This window comes from Kribbella sp. VKM Ac-2569 (genome assembly GCF_004216905.1).
In the GTDB taxonomy this organism is placed as follows: Bacteria; Actinomycetota; Actinomycetes; order Propionibacteriales; family Kribbellaceae; genus Kribbella.
The window spans coordinates 25,304-43,228 of record NZ_SGXJ01000010.1 but is presented as its reverse complement, the minus strand read 5'-3'; the positions used below and the strand labels follow the sequence as shown (position 1 = coordinate 43,228).

Here is a 17,925-nt window from a genome sequence, read left to right as displayed (position 1 = left end):
TCTTTGACGGAGGTGAGTGGTGGCGATGGATCATGCCGACTCGCAGCCGCTGAGGCTGATCGGCTATTGGGCTGGCTCGACGGCGCCCGACTGGCCGGACCCGAAGAATTTTGTCGATGCGACATGGGATCGGCTCGAGCGGGAGACCATCGCCGATTACCTGCGGTGCGGCTTCATCCATCGAGCTTTCGGTGGGCTCTCGACCTGCCGGTTCTGCGGCCGGGAGAACGGTGCGCTTGAGTTGAGCGATGGCGTGTGGTTGTGGCCCGATGGGCTGGCTCACTACGTCGATGATCATGACGTTCGACTCCCTGCGGAGTTCGTAGATCATGCGCTCGAGTACCTCGAGAAACTCGGTGACGCCGATCGCGACGTGGCGTGGTGGCGTGCCCAAACTTCACCGGCGAGCGGCAAACCAAGATGACGACAGATCCCGCTTTCCGGGTCGAAGTTCTGCTGTCGTTCCAGCGGGCTCTGTGGGACCTGGTCACGCCGAATCTCAGAGCCGTTGCTGTTCGCCCCACGTACCCTCGCATCGAGGCGAGGTTCCTGTACGAGACTGTCGGCCGTGAGGAGCATCTCCTGGTCTCCGAGGTCGTGCGCATGTGGTCGCTGACCTCGTACCGCCGGTTGATGTCCGGTTCGAGGCTGTGGGTTGTGCCGGGCGTCCAGTCGCGGGAGCTGTTGGCTGGCGAGGAATGGGTGTATCGGCGCCATGAGGACGAGCCGATGTGAGGTGGTGCTCCGAGGCGAGTGTCGGCCGGCGACGGTTGGCCGCGGCGTGCGGTGTTGGACGCGTTGGGCTGGCTCGGGATGGCGGGTTGTTTCCGCGGTGGCGGGTTGTAGGGCCGGTAGTGGTGCAACAAGCCGGTAGTGGGCGGCGGGGCGCTGGTTGGTCTGTGGGCAGGGCTGCGGACCTGGGGGTGTTTAGGGTTGGGGGATGGTGGCTGGGGTGGTTCGGCAGGTTCGGGCTTTGTATGACGGTGCGTCTGTTGCGGTTTATCAGGCGTACTCGAGTGAGATCGCCGAGCCGGCGTTGGCGGCGGGGCGGTTTGTGGAGCCGTTTGGGATGGGGCGGATGACTTGGATCAAGCCGTCGTTCTTGTGGATGGCTTATCGGTCGGGGTGGGGGACGAAGCCGGGGCAGACTCGGGTGTTGCGGGTTGACATCACGCGTGAGGGGTTCGAGTGGGCGTTGGGGCGTGGTGTGCTTTCGCATTATGAGGCTGGGTTTCATGAGTCCGAGGCGGCTTGGAAGGCGTCGTTGACGGGGGCACCGGTGCGGATTCAGTGGGATCCGGAGCAGACGGTGACGCTCACGCCGGAGCCTCGGGTGCGGTCGATCCAGATCGGGTTGTCTGGTGAGGCGGTACGACGGTATGTGAACGAGTGGATCGTCGGGCTGGAGGATGTCACTGCGGAGATGCATCGCGTGCGGGACCTTGCCCAGGTGTCGAGGAGTGCGGCTGAGGCGGAGCTGCCCGCGGAGCGGCCGTACCCGATCAGCGACGAGTTGGCCGTGAAGATCGCTGCGTCACCAGGAGCCCACGTGGCGGGCTGATGCGGTGACCCGGCACGTAATCGGGGAGCAGGCGCGAAGGTGGCGCGCTCGAGTTTGATGGGTGGGCGTGCGGCTTGGGTAGCTGTGGAGGTGGAGCGGGTGGGTGTTGGGGGAGGGGGTAATTGGGTTGAGGGGGTGGGGGTGGGTGCTCATGATGGGGGCATGACTACGACGATCCTTGGACTCTTGCTGGTTGGACCTGCGGCCTCGGCGGCTCGGGTTCAGCAGCAGGTTGGTCGTGGGTGGGGGTCGATCTCCGGTCAGTTGTGATCGGGGTGGTGGTCGCGGGGCTTTTGGCTGGGTATGGGGTTGCCATGCCGGTCGGGCCTGTCGGGACCTATTTGGTGGCGTTGACGGCGCGGAGTTCGTTGCGGATCGGGGCGTTTGCGGCGCTCGGGGTTGCTTCGGCTGATGGCGTGTACGCGGCGGTGGCTGCGGGTGCCGGGTCGGTGTTGGCTCCGTTGTTGGTGCCGGTCATTGGGCCGTTGCGGTGGGCATCGGTTGTGGTGCTGATCGGGCTCGCGGTGATGGGGGCGGCCAAGGCGGTACGGCGCTATCGCGAGCGGCGGATCGTTGCGCTGCAGCAGGAGACGCCGGTCGGCGCGTGGGCGGCGTACTTCGGGATGCTCGGGATGACGATGCTGAACCCGTGGACGGTGATCTACTTCGCGGCGCTGGTGCTCGGTGGGTCGGGCGTCGCGGGGCTTGGCGAGCGGATCGTGTTCGTGGTGGCGGCGTTCGTGGCGTCGGCGAGTTGGCAGCTGCTGCTCGCGGGCGGTGGCGCCTTGCTCGGGCGGTTGCTCACCGGTCCGCTGGGGCGGCTGGTGACTGCGATGGCGTCGGCTGCGGTGATCGTCGTGCTGGCGGTCCGAATTGTTGCCTAGGACACCTGGCGTTCGATCGCGCCGCTGGGGTTCAGGAACAGGAGTATGGGTGCAGCCGTGTTCGGCAGGATCTCGGCGTACGCGTGGAGCTGGGGTGCGTAGTACGCGACTCGGCTGTCCAGGGCCGCGGCGGGAATGGCGTCGGTTTTGTAGTCGACGATGGTGAGGCGGCCGTCGTCCTCGCGGTAGATGAGGTCGACGAAACCTTCGAGAACGGTGCCGTCCGGTTGGACCGTGCCGACGTACGACTCGCGCCAGTGTTCGCGGGCGGCGGCGCGTTTCACCACGTCGGACGCGAGCGCCGAACGGACGAGTGCGGTGACGACGTCGGCGTACTCGAGGACGCCCTCGGCGAGGCATTGCGTCGACACGGCGGCTTCGAGGCCGGCGCCGGTGGAGAGGTCGACGACCTGGAGTACGGCGTGCACTGCGCGGCCGATCGCGGTGCCGTAGCGGCCCTTGGACCATGGCGGGAGCTCGAGGTCGCGGGCGCCCTTCGCGGTTCCTGGGTCGATGGCGGCCTCGTCGGTGCCGACGGCGACAGACAGTTCCGGGCCGGTGCCTTCGAGACCGGAGGCGCTCTGGGCGGAGCGGGCTCGGCTCGCGGCCTGGGCGGCGGCGGCTCGGGATTCCCACTCGGTGCGGGAGATCGGCGGGGTGACATCCGGGCTGCCGGTCGGTTCGCGGTCGGGGACCGGTGGGCCTGTGAAGAGCGTGGCGTGCGGTGCGTCGACGCCGCCGGCGGTCGCGAGGAGCTCGGCGTTGCTCGTGTGGCGGCGGTTGCCGGAGCGGTGCAGTGAGACGACCAGGTGGTCGCGGGCGCGCGTCGCGGCGACGTACAGGAGGCGGCGGCGTTCGTAGTCGTCCATCTGTTCGTCGACGGGTTGGACGAGGTCGAAGTCCTCGGTCTGGACGGACGACTTGAGCTTCACCGCGTATCCGCCCGGCAGCGGCCACAGGACCTGGACGCCGCGCTGGCGGTTCGGGGAGGCGGTCATGCCGGAGAGGATGACGATCGGGAACTCGAGGCCCTTCGCGGCGTGGATCGTCATCACCCGGACCGCGTCGGCGTCGGTCTCGGGGAGGACGGCCTCGGCGACGCGGGACGTCTCCTCGCCTTGGTGGGCGGCCCAGGCGAGGTACGAGCGGAGGCCACCGTGTTCGACCTCGGACCAGGCGCGGGCCTGGTCGACGACGAACCGGATCCGGCGCCACGCGTCGCGGGCGCGGGGGCCGATCGCGGCGACTTCCAGCATGCGGCGGTCGGCGACGATCTTCGCGAGAACCTCGCTGGGGGTGAGCCAACGGGCCGCGTAGTACGTCCGGCGGAGCCACTCCATCGCCTCGCCGATCGGGTGGGTGAGCAGCTGGTCGGGGACCGGTGCGGTCAGCGTGAACGTGCCGCCGTTGCGCTTCCAGGTGTAGAGGTCGTCGTCGCCGCAGCCGAACAGGGGTGAGCGGAGGGTGGTGACGAGGGCGAGCTGGTCGCTCGGGTCGCCGAGTGCGCGGGCGCAGGCGAGCAGGTCGCGGACCTCGGCGGTCTGGTAGACGAGGGAGCTGGCTTCCGCACGGTACGGGATGTCGGCGCGGTCGAGGGCGTCTTCCAGGAACGGGAGCGAGGTGCGGGCCGGCACGAGTACGGCGATGTCGCCGGCCTCCGCGGGGCGCCAGGTTTCGGCGCGGTCGTCGTACACCAGCCAGCCCTCGCGGAGCGCTTCCTCGATGACAGAGGCGACGTCGGTGGCCTCGCGTTCGCGGAGGACGGAGGCTTGTGCGCGCGGCAGGTCCTCGTGCGGGGTGGCGCCGAGGATCGTGACGGCGGGGCCTGCCGATGGGTCCTCGGGTTCGTCCGGCGGTGGTTCGAGCGGTACGTCGGCGCCGCGCCGGCGGAACGGGAGGACGGCCGCGAGATCACTCACCTGATCCTCGGAGTCAGGGGAGTCGAAGAGGGTGGGCTCGTCGAAGATCGAGAGTTGGTCGCCCTTGACCGGGGCGTCGGGCGGCGGCGCGCTGGATACGGTGGGCGGCCTGGTGGGTTTGGTCGGGTTGGTGCGGTGGGGGGAGAGGGCCTGGTACGACGGCTGGGCGGATTCGTGGGCCTGGATGAGGGTGGCGAAGACGGTGTTGATCCAGCTCAGGATCGGCGGCACCGTGCGGAAGTTCGTGGTGAGGGCAACCGTTTCGCCCAGAAGCTGCTGGGCGGTGAGGTACGTCGCGATATTGGCGCGCCGGAACCGGTAGATCGACTGCTTCGGGTCCCCGACCACGAACAGCCGCCCCTCCGGGACCTCGACGTCGTGCCAGTCGGTGGCGTCCGCCTCCGCGCCGCCGGCGATCCGCACCGCGAGCTCGATCTGGATCGGGTCGGTGTCCTGGAACTCGTCGAGCAGCAAGCGCTCGAAGCGCTCCTGGAGGTCCGCGCGCACCTCGGGGTCGCGCCGCAGCAGATCGCGCGCGAGCACCAGCAGATCGTGGAACTCCAGCCGCCCGTCGGCGCGCCGGAGCTCGGCCGACTCCAGCACCCGCTCCGCAATCCAGTGCGAAAGATGCCGCAGGCAAGCGTCGAGCAGCAGCTCAACCAGCGAGCCGGCGACCTCGACGACCTCGGTGCAGTCCCCGCGGACCTTGGCGATGTCAGGCCAGTTCTCCTTGCGCCCGATCCTGCCCACCTTCAGGCCGCGGAACGTCTGCAGCAGCGCGAGCTGCGTCTCCTGGTCGGACGCCGCGTCCAGCGTCAGACCGAGCTCGCGGATCTGCTGGACCTTCGGCAGCAACCGGTCCTCGGGGTCCAGGCAGGACTCGGCTGCGGCGCCGATCTGCGCGGCCGCGGCGATCAGGCCGCTGAGATCCGGCATCGCGACGAGCTCGGGCGGCTCGACCAGAACCCGATCCGCGATCAGGTCCCAGTCGTTGCCGAACAGGCGGGCGAGCGACCGGAGATGCTTCAGCTCGACCCCGACCGCCATCGCGAGCAGCAGCGGCTCGGCGATCGAGTCGTCGTCGAGGAGCTGCTGTTGCAGCTCGGCCCAGCGTTCCTCGAAGGCGACCGACGAGCCGACCTCGTCGAGTACGTCGATGAGCGGCGGCAGCCCGGCCTCGATCGGATGCGCGAGCAGGATCTGCTGCGCGAAGGCATGCAGCGTGCCGATCGACGCGGAATCCAGATCGTCGAGCGCAGCGTCGGCGAGCTGCCGGTCCTCGCTCTTCCGCGCCTTCTCGAACTCGACCCGCAGCCGGTCCCGCAGCTCCGCCCCGGCTTTCTCGGTGAAGGTCACGGCGGCAATCGTTCGCAGCGGTACGCCGTCTCGCAGCACCAGCGTGCTGACTCGCTCGACGAGCGCATGCGTCTTCCCGGACCCGGCGCCTGCTTCGACGAAGAGGGTGGTGTCGGTGTCTGTGCGGATCCGGTCCCGAGCGGACCCGTCGAGCAACTTCTCACTCATCGGCGGCCTCCAGGGCAGTGGGGTCGATGAGCCGCACGAGCCGTTCGAGCACCGGGTCGTGGCGTTTGCGGTCCCAGCGCGCCCGGACCTCGCTGTGGCCGAGGCTGTCGGGGTTGCAGTACGGGCACTGGACCCACAGGAAGTCCGGGATTTCGGGTGCCTTCGGCGGGAAGTGCCCGGCCGCGATCGACGACACGATCACGTCGAGCGTGTCGACGTACCGGGCCTCGACCTCGGGGGTGAGCGGGACCGGGATCCGTTTGCCGCCGCGCCGGACGAACCAGTACGACGCCTCGACCGGAGTGGACGGTTCACCCAGCCGCGCGCGGGCCGCGTACGCGTACACGGGCAGCTGCAGTTTCGTCCCGCCCGCGACCGGATCCGCCTCGATGCCCTCGTACCGCGAGAAGCCGCCGGTCTTCACATCTGTCACGTAGATCGTGCCGTCCGCGCCGAGGTCGACCTTGTCGGCGGATCCGCGCAGCAACACCCGGCCGGACGGCACCGGGATCTCCACCGGAGGCTCGCCGTCGAACCCGAACGTCAGCTCGCTCGCCACAACCGACGCGGACCGCGAAGCGCGCCAGCGGTCGTCGTCGTTAAGCAGCACCATCAGGTCGCCGAGGATCCGCAACCGCTCGCGCTGCCACAGCCGCGGATGCCCGGTCAGACCCTCCGCCTCGAACTGATCCGCGAGGTCCGCCCCGATCGCCAGCAGCAGCTTCCGCTGCTCCTCCGTCCACGGCTCGCCGTACCCCGGCAGCGAACCGGCCAGCCGCGTCACGAAAGCATCGAGGCTGTTGTGGATCAGGTTCCCGATCTGGATCGGTGAGATGACGAGCAGATCCTCCGGAGCCTCCAACGGCTCTACCTGCAGCAGCCGCTCCACGAAGTACGCGTGCGGACACGTCGCATACGACTCCAGTGACGTCGGTGACGCGATCCGATCCTCGACCGCGAACTCGGGCAGACCCGACATGCCTGACAAGTCCCCATCGAAGCGCGTGAAGGCAGCGGAAGCACGCCCCCGCAGCAACTCCCGCGCCCGCACGAGCACCCCGTCCTGAACCCACAGTCGCGCCGCCGCCGCGCGCGTCTGCCATTCCTGCTCGGTCGCCGGCATCGTTGCCGTCGTCAACGAACCGGCGTACGACGCCGACGTCTGCAGCACCTCGCCGTACCGGTCCCACTGCGTCGCGGGCAACGCATGATCGCCGGTCAACTCCCGCAACGACCCGAGCAGCCAGCGTGTCGGCAACCGCCGCGACGACCGTCGCAGATCGCCGCGCGGGAACGACGCGACCACACGCGCACCGGCCGAGAACGCGACGAGCAGATGCCGCTGCTTCTCGTCGAGGCGATCCCGGAACGACGCCAACTCCGGCGCAGCCGCCTCACGCACCCGATGGGGGAGCAGCGCGTCCTCGTGCACTCGCCCTGGGTACAGATCCTCGGACAGACCGACGACGTACACGATGTCCGCCGACAAGCCGACGCTCGCGGACAGCGGCGCGACCAGCACGCCCGTCCCGAACGTCCCGACCCGCGGCAGCGACTGCTGCAGTTCGAGATCGAGTACGTCGCGCAGCACCGCGAGACTCGCGGGAGTACCGAGCTCGTCGAGCGTGGACAGCCCCGTCAACGACCCCTCGACGGCGGCCGCGGCGTACTGCTCCTCGATGGGCAAGGACGAGTAGTCGCCCAGCAAATCGTGGAACAGTTGCAGCACACCTTCAGACAACGATGACCAGGTCTCCAACGAAGCAAGGGCATTCAGCCGCGCCCGCAAGGTGGAAGCGAACGTATGCAACCGCTCGGCCGTCGACGCGTTGGACTGCGCGCGCCGTACCGCGGCCGGCCGTGGATCCTCGGCCGCCTCCTCCTGGTCAGCGGTCCGTCGCTCCGACTGCGCGTACCGCTCCAGCCGCGTGTCCCAGTCGTCTCCACGCACCACCCCGGCCACCCGCGACATCCGCTCCCACTGCGGCACCGGGATGCGTTCGCCCGTGAAGTCGCGTGTCGGCGCGTTCGCCAACGCTCGGAACACGTCCGCGCGCGGCAGATCCTGATCGACCAGCGCGAGTACTTCGAGGAGCGTCCGCGCGATCGCGCGCTCGTGCACCGGACGCGTACCGGGACCGTTCACCTCGATGCGAGCGGCGGACAGGTGCTCGTGCAGCAGACGTGCGTACGGCGAGGCTGCGGCGTACAGCACCGCGATCCGATGTGCCGGCGTGTGCTCCAGCGCCGAGACGACGTCCCGCACGACACAACGCACCTCGTCGTCGGCATCGGACGCATTGAGGATCTCGGTCGCGACCGGATAGTTCTTCGAGATCGACGTCGGCAGATCGATCCCGATCCGTTCGAGCGATCGCCGCACGGCGCGGTCGGCACGGCGTACGTCGGTCAGCCCGACGATGACCGTGAGATCGGCGGCCGCTTCCCCGAGTGCGGCGACGAAGGCGGCCTCGGACTGGGTCAGCTCTTGCGGGAGATACAGCACCAGCGCGCCCAGCTCATCGACAGTTGAAGGCGAGTCCGCGATCCGGGACGCGGCGGCGCGGAGCAGATCGGTCGCGTCGTACCAGTCCGCGGCCAGCTCGGCGGTGACGTGCCGATGCAGGCGGACCAGATCGGGGCCGAGCGCTGACGCCTGCGCGACCTTGTCGAGCGCGGGTTCGGAGAGGTCGCGGAGCTCGCGATGGGCGGATGCAAGCGCTTGGATGGTCGACGGGTGCTCGGCGACCTCGTCGAAGACGCCGGGCGATTTCGCGAGCGCCGTACGCCAGGTGGCCGCCACGATCGGACGGGTCGCGGGACGTCGCGGCGAAAGCAAACCGGCGGCGATCTGCTCGGCGAGCCGCTCGAGGGTCGCCAGGTACAGACCGGCGACCGACGAGCGGGCGAGGTGGCGGCGGGCGATCACGCCGGCCAGGTTGTTCGGCAGGAGCAGAGTGACAGGGGTCATCGGATCGTCGGCCTTGAGCCGCGCGACGACGGCTTGCAGGCGCTCCAGAGCCGCGGCGCCGTACGCCGTGCTCTCGATCCGGGTGGTACTCACCACGAACTCCCCATCTTGAACCAGCGCAGATTTCGACTGTCACGGAGACCGTAAACCCTCCCACGGACAGAAAGATGACCGGGCGCGAAACGCCAAGGTTTCTGCAGGTTCGGCGGCTGCCTCGGACAATGAAGAAATGACCAGGGAGACGAGGTTCGCGCGGTTGGTGCTCGTGCTCGTCTTCGCGCCTGCCGGCGGGCTGTTCGGCAAGGCTGTCGCCGAAGCCGCGCAGGTTCGGCCGTGGTGGCCGTGGCTGCTCGCGGCGCTGGTCTGGCTGCTGCTTTCCGGCGCGATCGCGGCAGGGATCTCGACGGCCGTGTCGCACCATCACGCCGAGCACAGATAATGCTCCGATGGCTGCCGCGGTGCATCACGTCGAGATCTGGGTCCCGGACCTGTCCCGGGCCGTAACGAGCTGGGGCTGGGTCCTCAACCGGCTGGGCTGGAAGGACGGTGACGGCTGGCCGGGCGGCATGACCTGGACCGCCCCGGACGGCTGCTACGTGGTCGTCGAGCAGAGCCCGGCGATGTCGGCCGCCGAGCACGACCGGATGCGGCCGGGGATGAACCACCTGGCGCTGAACGCGGCCGACCGGGCCGAGGTCGACAGCATCGTCGCGGAGGCCGCCGAGCACGGCTGGACGCTGATGTTCGCCGACCGCCATCCGTACGCCGGCGGCCCGCAGCATTACGCCGCCTTCCTCTACAACACCGACGGCTACGAGCTCGAGATCGTCGCTCCTGATTAGCAGGTGAGACTACTGATACCTGGAGTGACCACTGGGGCCACTGGTGTGACATGGTTACACCAGGCAATGAACAGTCACGGGGCAAAAGTGTGGAAGGACGATGCTCTTGACGTCCTCCCCGCCCTGAAGGACGGGGATTCCAACCACTGCTACGTGGAGGTAGCGAGTTGAGGTTCACGCTTCAACGAGACCTGTACGGGCGTCTCTCGGCGTGCGCTGACGGCCCGTCCGGCCGCGATGTTGACTGCCGCGTTCAAGTCCGCATGCGCCTGGTGTCCGCAGGCCACGCACCGGAACACCGCTTGGCTCTCGCGGCTCTCCGGTGCGCAATGCCCGCAGACGCTGCAGGTCTGCGACGTGTACGCAGGTTTGATTCTCTCGACCCGTCCCCGAGCCTTGTCCTCCAAGCGCTGGACGAGCAGTCCCCAACCATTGGCCAGGATGCCCCGGTTCAGCCCCGCCTTCGCGCGGCGACGGTTCGACCGGTAGACGCCCGGCCGTGCAGGATGAGGCTTGGGCCTGGGGCGCCTGGTCATCTGGGCAATGCGCAGGTCTTCGACTCGGATGACGTCGAACCGTCGCGCGAGGTCGGTGCTGACCTTCTCCACCCAATCCTTGCGACGATCGCCGGCTCGTGCGTTCAGCTTCGCGATCGCCTCCTTCACCCGTCGACGCCGGTTGGAACCGCGATGGCACCTGGCAAGCCTGCGCTGCAGATGCTTCAGGCGTACCTTCGCACGTTCCGACAGGCCGGGACACGACAAGAGCTCACCGGTGGACAAGGCCGCAGACACCGTCACACCGCGGTCCACGCCGACGACCTCACCTGCGCCGGGTGCGGGGATCGACGGTGGGATGACGGCGAACGCGAGGTGCCAGCGGCCTGTCCGGTCGGCGGTGATGCGGTAGGACTTCGCGTCGGGTGCGGCGCGGGACAGCCGCACTCGGACCCAGCCGACCTTGGGCACGTTGATCGCGGCCCACTTCCGGTTCAGCTTCACGATCCGGGACGCCTGGGCGCCGACGATGCGGAATCCCTCGTGCAGCCTAGCTTTGCGCCAGGTCGGCCGCCGGTGGGTGCCGGCGTGAAAGTTCTTGACCGCCTGGTTGAAGTCTCGCAGTGCCTGCTGTTGCACGGTCTGCGATCCGGCTCGCAGCCAGTCGAACGCGGCTCGCTCCTCGGTCAATTGCCGGCACTGTTCGGCGAAGCCGGGTGTCGCAGGCTTGTCGCGAGTCCACATCGACCACTGCTCAAGAGCCAGGTTCCATACGGATCGGGAATGCCGGCACTGCTGCAGCAACGCGGCCTGCTGCGCGGGAGTCGGGTACATCCGGAACCGGGACACGGAATCCACCCAAACAGGCAGCGCCGACAGTTTTCAGTTTCCGAAGGGAGGGAGTCGCGGTTCCTCCCTTCGCTGAGGTCGGGCCTTCACCGCGACGATGCTCGTGACGGAGAAGCCTGACGGGGGACCGGCCGCTCCGGAGCTCCTGGAAGCGCGGATCCGCGGTTTGCAGCACGCGCTGGGGCAGTTGCTGGACAACGCACGGCGGCTGACGTACGGCGAGCATCAGCGCGCCGTGAAGCTGCATCGTCAACTGCAGGAGCAGACCGCCACCGCCCGGCGTGAGTCGCGGTCGCTGGTCGAGGCGAAGACCGCGGAGGCCTTGTCCGACGCCGAGCCCAAGGCGCGGCTTCTCGCGGACCGGCTCGCACCCGGCCTGGCATCGATTCCGCCGAACGACGCCCGCTGGCGTTCGCGTCAACTGGTCGGTGCGGGTGTCCCGGCGTACGTGCGGGTCGGCGAACTGGAAGCCGGTACGCCGGTGGTCGCGCCGCTGCTCCGCACCAACGGCTGGAAGGTCACCGCGGACCGCAACGAGAACGCGCGCCGGCTGCTGCAGAGCGTCGCCATGCGGCTCGTGGCGGCGGCGGAACCGTTCCGGCTCCGCATCGACGCGTTCGATCCGCGGCTGACCGGGATGATGGGGCTGCTCGGTCACCTGACCACGAAGTACCCGCAATTGGTGCCCAGGGCAACACACACCGCCGAGCAGTTGCACACCGTGCTGTCCGGGCTGGTCGACGTGTCGTCGCTGCGCGCGAGCCGGCAGGCGCAGCTCGGGCACGAACGCTTCGAGGACCTCCTGAAGGAGACCGGCCAGGTCACCGATCCCTACCGGATCGTTGTCCTGTTCGACTACCCGTCCGGGATCGATACGCTCGCCCAGCGCGACCTGCTCCGGCTGGCCGCGACCGCGGGCAAGCGTGGGATCTGCTTCCTGGTCCACTACGACGCGTCGACGGCGGCCGAACTCGACGTGGACTCGAAACAGTTGCTCGACCTCCTCAACCCGGTTGCCATCGTCAACGATCGCGTCGAGATCGCGCAGCTGCCGCCGGCCCGCCTCGATCCGCCGTTCGACGCGACCATTGCCGCAGGCATCTGTGACGTGATCGCCGAGCAGGCGGAGATCGCCGTACTCCCGACCATCGACTTCGACCGGACGTTGCCGGACCGCTCGACCTGGTGGCAGCCGGTCAAGGACGAGGTCGGGACGGTGATCGGGTACGACGACCGCACGCCGGCGCTGGTGCGGTTGCGCAGCGGCAACCCGGCCCTGCCGCACGTGCTCGTCGGCGGTGCCGTCGGCCAAGGCAAGTCGAACCTGCTGCTCGTGCTGATCCACGGTCTCGCCGCGCGTTATTCTCCGGCCGACCTGGAGATGTACCTGCTCGATTTCAAGCACGGTGTCGAGTTCTCGGCACTCGGTCCCGGGCCGGACCGGCCGCACTGGCTGCCGCAGATCCGCGTGCTCGGCGTCCACAGCGATCGCGCGTTCGGTCTCGCCGTACTGCGTCATCTGTCGGACGAGCTCGCGCGCCGCAGCGAGATCTTCAAGGCGCACGGCAACGTCGCCGATATCGCGGAGCTGCCTCCCGGTCCGGATCGGCCGCCGCGGATTCTCGTCGTACTGGACGAGTTCCAGGTGCTGCTCGAGGACGACGACGAGTTGGCGGACGAGGCGGCGAAGCTGCTGGAGCGGCTGGTCCGGCTGGGGCGTGCGTACGGCGTACACGTCGTACTGGCGACGCAGACGATCGAGGGTGTGAAGCGGCTGTCGACGCGGCGGGACTCGATCTTCGGGCAGGTGCCGTACCGCATCGCGCTGAAGACGACGCCGGCCGACTCGCAGGCGATTCTGCGTAGCGGGAACACGGCGGCGGCCGAGCTGCAGTTCCGCGGCGAAGCGGTGCTGAACGCGAACTTCGGGTCGCCGGACGACAACCAGCACGTGCTGGTGAGCTACGCGGACAAGCCCGTGCTGGACTCGCTGCGCCAGGAGTTGTGGACGCGCGCGGGTACGGCGGTGCATCCGCCGCGGGTGTTCCATCTGGCCGAGCCGGCGCGGTTGACGGACACGGCGACCGCGGTGAAGCCCGAGCTGGGGCGGCCGTGGACCGGGCTCCCGATCGCGGTCACGGAGGAGCCGGTTTCCGTCGAGGTGCGGCCGGAGCCCGGCGCCGGCGTACTCGTGCTGGGAGACGGGCCGCCGGATGCGCTCGGCGTACTGACTGGGCTGGCGGTGTCGACGGCCGCGTCCGCTGTGGAGCCGCCGCGATTCCTCTTCATGGATGGAACGAACTCGGCGCCGTCCGTTGCTGAGGGCAAGGACGCCTTGGTGCAGGTGCTGCGGCAGCTCGGGTGCGAGGTCGAGACCGTGGACAAGCACGACGACATCGCGCCGCGACTGTTCGCGCTGCGGGACGCGATGCGGAGCGGGGAGGCCGGCGGGACGTACCTGATCGGCTTCGGGTTCCACGGCGTACCGCGGATGCAGTTGCACGCCGAGGGGTTCTTCGAGAGCCCGGCGAACGCGTTGCAGGACATCGTGCGGGACGGGCCGGCGCAGGGGCTCATCACGTTCGGGTGGTGGAACCGGCTGCATGTGTGCACCGAGCACCTCGGGTACGGGCGGGCCAACGTGGCGACCCACCTGTTCCTCCGGCACCCGCAGGACGGCGTACGCGCGGTGGCGGGTCCGCTGGTGCGGTGGGCCTCCGAACCGCATCGGGCCTTGCTCTGGGATGGGCTGCATCCTGAGGCACAGGTCGTCGTACCGTTCGCCGCGCTGCGGTCGGACGAGGTGGATCGCGCGGTGGAGCTGGTACGTCGATGAAGACCGTGGAGCAGGAGTGGTCCGAGTACGTGCGCGCATTGCGGACGGTCGCGATGGCGCGGGCCGACGCGCAGCAGGCGCAGGACCGGGTGACGGCGCACAAGTCGAAGGCCGAGGCGACCGCGGCGGCCGAGGCCGATGCGATGGCCGAGCGGGGACGGAAGCTGCAGACCCGGCTGAACTCGCTCGCCGACAAGGCGGCGGAAAGTCTGCAGCGGGCCGGGCTGCCCGCGGAGGGCAAGCGGGCGAACCACTCGCTGCCCGAGATCCGCGCGCTGAACGACATCGAGACAGTCGCGGAGCGGATCACCAAGCAGCTCGCCGAGACCGTCGACCAGCTGGAGGAGCTGCGAACGAAAGCCCGGGCGCTCCAGGAGCAGCGCAAGCGGCGTACCATCAGCGCGGTCCTGGCACTGGTCGGGTTCGTACTGGTGTGGATCCTCACTGGTTCGTTCCTGGTTGGGGTCGAGGCTGCAGCGATCGCCGCTCTCACGATGCTGGCCGCGTCGCGGGTGCTCGGGCTGCCACGGCTGCCCGGCGCGCGTTGGTGGGGCTGGGGCGGTGCGGTCCTCGTCGTCGTCGCGATGGCGGCCGGTCTGCCGTGGTGGCTCGGGATCCTGGTCCCGGTCGTCGTGGCGGGTACGGCGATCGTGCTGCCGAAGAAGCGCAACTAGATTTGGGAGTGGGTTGAGGTGTCCGACGTACTGCGGCTCAAGGAACAGCTGCACCAGGTCTCCATGGAGGCCAAGCAGGCAGCGGGTGGCCTGGCCGGATTCAAGCTCCGGTTCACGCAGCACAGTCAGTTGGTGGAGAGCCTGATCGCGGGGACCGCCACCGGCATCGACCGCGACATCACCGAGATCCTGGAGGCGGCGAGCAAGGCCGTCGAACAGGCCGCCGAGGCGCTGGAGATCGCGTCGGCCGGCTGCAAGAACTACGCCGACCAGATCTGACGCTCGAGTTATCAAGGTGCCGTCCGAGCTGCAGCGCGTCGCCCGCGGCCTGGTCGACTGCTTCGACGAGATCCCCCGGGTCGTCGACCAGCTCCTGCGTACGGCGGCGCGCTGCCGGGAGAACGCACAGGTCGCGCTGATCGCATCCCGCGGGCAGGCAACGGTCGCCGCCCAGCAGCTCGACGCCGCGGCGCGCGCGTGTGAAGCCGCTGCGCACTTTTTGTCGATGGCGCCGCCGAAAGCACGTGGCTGGGCCGAGGGCCTGATCGGTACGCCGGGACCGTCGACCAATCGCCCTTCGTCCGATTCCGCCGACCGCAACAAGTCGACCAGCGGCACCAGCGACGTCCAGGTCCGCACGAGACGCCTCACCGCGACGTACGACGAACTGGAAGTTGCCGAGGACAACGAGCCGCCACTGGTCACGGTCGCCCGCAAGGCCTTCGAGAAGTACCGCAAGGCTTATGAGGAGGACGATCAGGAACGCGATGACGAGAACCTCCTGGAACTCGAAATCACCGTCACCGAAACCGGCGAAGTGCTCTTCGAAGAACCGGACGAGAAGGAGGAGGACAAGCGCGCCGAGCGCCTGGCCCGCGACTTCGAGATCGACCCCGACCTCACCGAAGCCGTAAAACTCCTCCTCGACTCCATGACCGAAGCCGACGCCGACAAATGGCAACACGCCACCCTCACCATCACCCCAACCCACATCGAAGTCGCGTTCGGCTACCCCGAGCAGCCCACCCCCGCCCCGCTCATCGTCGACGTCAACCTCCCAGACCTCCCAACCCCGAACCTCCTGGACTTCGACCCGGCCCTCGACCTGCGCCCGCTGGGCAGCGACTTCGCTCCGGGGGTGCACGACCCGCAGCGCCGGTTCCTGGCGAAGGAGCGCAAGATCGCCGAGCGCCTCGAAGGCGAAGGCTGGCGAGTTGATGCACGCCCGGAGGACCACGGCTCAGGTCAGAAGAACCCGGACGCGGTGCTTCGAAGGTCGGGTAGTGACGAGGGGGCGATCGTGGAGTTCAAAACCCAGGACGTCGACACGTCCAGCGCGGTCAAGCGGAACATACTGACGGCGAGCGGACAGGCGATCGAGGCCGCGGCAGCGCTCAGGGCCCGTCACGAAGTAGTCATCGACGGCCGCCCCGTCGGCTTGTCGGAAGACACCGCGCTGCGATCGTTCCGCAGGGCTCTTGGGCAGCCTGGTGCCACCGTGGCGCCTGTTGTTCATGTCATCCTCGGTGACGGACGTATGGTCACCTTTACCAAGGAGCAGTGAATGTCGAGCGACGACAACATCTTCTTCGCGGGCAACCAGTCGCTCGGCGAGGTGGCCGGATGGTTGGCCGAGACGCTGGCGCTCGAACCCGTCGAGGACCCTGACCTGAAGGACGGTGCCTACCTGTTCCGCGGTCGCGGGCGATCGGTGGACGGCGAGCTCTATGTTCTGGTCGAGCCGAATGTGTACGGCGAGACGGACCCGGAGCCTGAGGATGTGTCGGCGATCGACCGCTACGAGGGGGTGGCTGGTGTTCGGCATGCGGGCGCGAAGGACGAGGAAGCACAGGAGCGCGAAGCACGGGCGCTGTTCGACGAACTGGTCAGCAATCGCCCGGATATCGCACTGGTTCTCAGTCACAACATGGCCCTGATCACCGCGGCGTACCTGCCAGGTGCCGGCGTTCACACCTTCCAGCCTGGCACCACTCTCGACGCGCCCGACATCGACAGCTGGCGGGGCTGGGTTCGCGGCTGAGCGCGGGTTGCTGTTGGTGGGACCGGGGGAGAAATTTCTTGGGAATCGCGTCATGAACGGTTGGGAGGGCCGTCACTACCTGTGAACCCATCCCCACAGGGAAGTGGAAGTGATTGCCGTGAAGGGTTGTCATGCGAGGTCGCTGATGGGATCCGGCTCGAGTCGGTGCCGGGTGTATTGAGATGCCTGACGGTGGTGATCCGCGCCCGGCCACGGTCCGGGTGGAGCGTCGTCGGGTGAGGGTCTGGTTCGGGGACCATGTGGTTGCCGACTACCGGGCCGAAGCGGAGCTGGCCGAGCGGTACGCCGCGGCCATGTCGCGCAGGTTCGCCGGGTTGCGGGTGACCAGTGACCCGGTTCCGGACCACGATCCAGGACCGGAACGGAAGCTGCCGGGGGAGCGGCTGTGGGAGGTAGCACCGAAATGAGCTCCCGTCGCTTCCGGCTGATCCGTCATCAAGATGTCTCCGGTGTCAGCGGCACCGGGCCCGTCGCCGAGGGTGTGCAGTTCACCGACGGCTCGGTCGCGCTCCGCTGGTACGGCGACTACCCGACCACGACCGTCTGGGACGGTATCGAGTCCGTCGTCGCGATCCACGGGCACGGCGGAGCCACGACGGTCGAGTGGCTCGACCCCGAACGGGGTCCCGATCCCGACCTCCAACTGCCGCCCCGCGAGTCCCTCCCGCCCCGGCCGTGGCCGGACCTGCACTCCACACCCGAACCGCAGGACCCCGACCCGCTGCACTCCGAACGCGACCTCGGGTCGAACGGCGCGGCGCCGCCGTCCACCTGGTCGTCGTACCGCGTGTTCCGCTGAGATCCCGGTCCACCGGTGCCGGCTCCTCCCCTCCCGGCACCGGTCACCTCGGTACGGCGTACGCCTGGGCGAGCCGGCGTACGCCGTACCTGAGGATTCCGCTACATCGAGGAGATCTCGTCGAGGTTGTAGAACGCGCCGGGACCGTCGCACAGCTCCATCATCTTCTCCGACATCTCGGTGGTGTCGGCACGCTGTGAGTTCTCCATCGCCGCCTCGTACGACTCGAACTCGACGATCGCGAAGTAGCGCCCCGGCTCGTCGCGGTCGGCGCAGGTGATGCCGCGGGTCGGCGCCGGCCCGTCGCCCTCGGCCTCACGTTTCGCGCGGAAGTCCTCCATCAGCGCCGCGACCTCGTCCGGCTTGGAGGTCCGGTACTCGATGATCTGAACGAAACCAGCCATCACTTCCCCCTGCTTCCACAGACACTCACCCCTGGGTGTCTTGTTGGTTCGACAGTGCGCCCGGATCGCCTGCCTGGCAAGGGGACGACCATTACGGTCACGT

17 protein-coding genes are annotated in these 17,925 nt (G+C 68.6%); 13 read left to right on the top strand and 4 right to left on the bottom strand.

The features are described 5' to 3' along the window. The first annotated feature begins 25 nt into the window (after nt 1-25). The 4 genes from EV649_RS40170 to EV649_RS40155 all read left to right on the top strand — a co-directional run bounded on the left by EV649_RS40170 (nt 26) and on the right by EV649_RS40155 (nt 2,445). Entirely contained in the window at nt 26-424 is a 399-nt protein-coding gene (locus EV649_RS40170; RefSeq protein WP_130388999.1) for a hypothetical protein, read from the top strand. Continuing rightward, nucleotides 421-735, top strand: coding sequence for a hypothetical protein (locus tag EV649_RS40165; RefSeq protein WP_130388998.1), 315 nt, complete (start codon nt 421-423; stop codon nt 733-735). The genes EV649_RS40170 and EV649_RS40165 overlap by 4 nt, the downstream gene beginning before the upstream one ends. 205 nt (nt 736-940) lie before the next feature. Further along, complete coding sequence (locus EV649_RS40160) at nt 941-1,561, top strand: DUF4291 domain-containing protein (protein WP_130388997.1); 621 nt, start codon at nt 941-943, stop codon at nt 1,559-1,561. A 314-nt stretch (nt 1,562-1,875) separates the two neighbouring features. Then, nucleotides 1,876-2,445 (top strand): LysE family transporter, encoded by a 570-nt coding sequence (locus EV649_RS40155; RefSeq protein WP_130388996.1) that lies wholly within the window; start codon nt 1,876-1,878, stop codon nt 2,443-2,445. Here the strand turns inward: EV649_RS40155 and EV649_RS40150 are convergent. Together EV649_RS40150 and EV649_RS40145 are read right to left on the bottom strand one after the other, a co-directional pair. Then, nucleotides 2,442-5,888 (bottom strand): UvrD-helicase domain-containing protein, encoded by a 3,447-nt coding sequence (locus EV649_RS40150; protein WP_130388995.1) that lies wholly within the window; start codon nt 5,886-5,888, stop codon nt 2,442-2,444. The two genes, EV649_RS40155 and EV649_RS40150, sit on opposite strands and share 4 nt — an antisense overlap. Beyond that, complete coding sequence (locus EV649_RS40145) at nt 5,881-8,952, bottom strand: PD-(D/E)XK nuclease family protein (protein ID WP_130388994.1); 3,072 nt, start codon at nt 8,950-8,952, stop codon at nt 5,881-5,883. The genes EV649_RS40150 and EV649_RS40145 overlap by 8 nt, the downstream gene beginning before the upstream one ends. 136 nt (nt 8,953-9,088) lie before the next feature. Between EV649_RS40145 and EV649_RS40140 the strand changes: the two genes are divergently transcribed. Next, the gene (locus EV649_RS40140; protein WP_130388993.1) at nt 9,089-9,298 is read left to right on the top strand and encodes a hypothetical protein; all 210 of its coding nucleotides are present in this window, start codon (nt 9,089-9,091) and stop codon (nt 9,296-9,298) included. Nucleotides 9,299-9,305: 7 nt separating this feature from the next. Next, entirely contained in the window at nt 9,306-9,701 is a 396-nt protein-coding gene (locus EV649_RS40135; protein ID WP_130388992.1) for a VOC family protein, read from the top strand. A 149-nt stretch (nt 9,702-9,850) separates the two neighbouring features. Here the strand turns inward: EV649_RS40135 and EV649_RS40130 are convergent, their stop codons facing one another. Next, nucleotides 9,851-11,032: a transposase gene (locus tag EV649_RS40130; RefSeq protein WP_241999305.1), complete on the bottom strand. Its 1,182-nt coding sequence runs from the start codon at nt 11,030-11,032 to the stop codon at nt 9,851-9,853. A 118-nt stretch (nt 11,033-11,150) separates the two neighbouring features. Between EV649_RS40130 and EV649_RS40125 the strand changes: the two genes are divergently transcribed. The 7 genes from EV649_RS40125 (at nt 11,151) to EV649_RS40095 (ending at nt 17,418) form a co-directional block, all read left to right on the top strand. Continuing rightward, nucleotides 11,151-13,883, top strand: a complete 2,733-nt coding sequence (locus tag EV649_RS40125) for an FtsK/SpoIIIE domain-containing protein (protein ID WP_241999275.1) — start codon at nt 11,151-11,153, stop codon at nt 13,881-13,883. Then, complete coding sequence (locus EV649_RS40120; RefSeq protein ID WP_130388989.1) at nt 13,880-14,557, top strand: hypothetical protein; 678 nt, start codon at nt 13,880-13,882, stop codon at nt 14,555-14,557. The genes EV649_RS40125 and EV649_RS40120 overlap by 4 nt, the downstream gene beginning before the upstream one ends. 18 nt (nt 14,558-14,575) lie before the next feature. After that, entirely contained in the window at nt 14,576-14,836 is a 261-nt protein-coding gene (locus EV649_RS40115; RefSeq protein ID WP_130388988.1) for a hypothetical protein, read from the top strand. Between the two features lie 16 nt (nt 14,837-14,852). After that, complete coding sequence (locus EV649_RS40110; RefSeq protein ID WP_130388987.1) at nt 14,853-16,121, top strand: hypothetical protein; 1,269 nt, start codon at nt 14,853-14,855, stop codon at nt 16,119-16,121. Next, nucleotides 16,122-16,598, top strand: coding sequence for a hypothetical protein (locus EV649_RS40105; protein WP_130388986.1), 477 nt, complete (start codon nt 16,122-16,124; stop codon nt 16,596-16,598). A 182-nt stretch (nt 16,599-16,780) separates the two neighbouring features. Beyond that, on the top strand, nt 16,781-17,026 hold the full coding sequence (locus EV649_RS40100) for a hypothetical protein (RefSeq protein ID WP_130388985.1): 246 nt from the start codon (nt 16,781-16,783) through the stop codon (nt 17,024-17,026). After that, on the top strand, nt 17,023-17,418 hold the full coding sequence (locus EV649_RS40095; protein ID WP_241999273.1) for a hypothetical protein: 396 nt from the start codon (nt 17,023-17,025) through the stop codon (nt 17,416-17,418). The genes EV649_RS40100 and EV649_RS40095 overlap by 4 nt, the downstream gene beginning before the upstream one ends. A 101-nt stretch (nt 17,419-17,519) precedes the next feature. Here EV649_RS40095 and EV649_RS40090 read toward each other — a convergent pair whose 3' ends face one another. Continuing rightward, nucleotides 17,520-17,822: a hypothetical protein gene (locus tag EV649_RS40090; RefSeq protein ID WP_130388984.1), complete on the bottom strand. Its 303-nt coding sequence runs from the start codon at nt 17,820-17,822 to the stop codon at nt 17,520-17,522. Between the last annotated feature and the right edge of the window lie 103 nt (nt 17,823-17,925).

What these genes read in the sequence shown, in the direction of transcription:
- EV649_RS40170 (WP_130388999.1), top strand. Translation starts at nt 26, where the DNA reads ATGGATCATGCCGACTCGCAGCCGCTGAGGCTGATCGGCTATTGGGCT.
- EV649_RS40165 (WP_130388998.1), top strand. Translation starts at nt 421, where the DNA reads ATGACGACAGATCCCGCTTTCCGGGTCGAAGTTCTGCTGTCGTTCCAG.
- EV649_RS40160 (WP_130388997.1), top strand. Translation starts at nt 941, where the DNA reads ATGGTGGCTGGGGTGGTTCGGCAGGTTCGGGCTTTGTATGACGGTGCG.
- EV649_RS40155 (WP_130388996.1), top strand. Translation starts at nt 1,876, where the DNA reads ATGCCGGTCGGGCCTGTCGGGACCTATTTGGTGGCGTTGACGGCGCGG.
- EV649_RS40150 (WP_130388995.1), bottom strand. Translation starts at nt 5,888, where the DNA reads ATGAGTGAGAAGTTGCTCGACGGGTCCGCTCGGGACCGGATCCGCACA.
- EV649_RS40140 (WP_130388993.1), top strand. Translation starts at nt 9,089, where the DNA reads ATGACCAGGGAGACGAGGTTCGCGCGGTTGGTGCTCGTGCTCGTCTTC.
- EV649_RS40135 (WP_130388992.1), top strand. Translation starts at nt 9,306, where the DNA reads ATGGCTGCCGCGGTGCATCACGTCGAGATCTGGGTCCCGGACCTGTCC.
- EV649_RS40130 (WP_241999305.1), bottom strand. Translation starts at nt 11,032, where the DNA reads ATGTACCCGACTCCCGCGCAGCAGGCCGCGTTGCTGCAGCAGTGCCGG.
- EV649_RS40120 (WP_130388989.1), top strand. Translation starts at nt 13,880, where the DNA reads ATGAAGACCGTGGAGCAGGAGTGGTCCGAGTACGTGCGCGCATTGCGG.
- EV649_RS40105 (WP_130388986.1), top strand. Translation starts at nt 16,122, where the DNA reads ATGTCGAGCGACGACAACATCTTCTTCGCGGGCAACCAGTCGCTCGGC.
- EV649_RS40100 (WP_130388985.1), top strand. Translation starts at nt 16,781, where the DNA reads ATGCCTGACGGTGGTGATCCGCGCCCGGCCACGGTCCGGGTGGAGCGT.
- EV649_RS40095 (WP_241999273.1), top strand. Translation starts at nt 17,023, where the DNA reads ATGAGCTCCCGTCGCTTCCGGCTGATCCGTCATCAAGATGTCTCCGGT.
- EV649_RS40090 (WP_130388984.1), bottom strand. Translation starts at nt 17,822, where the DNA reads ATGGCTGGTTTCGTTCAGATCATCGAGTACCGGACCTCCAAGCCGGAC.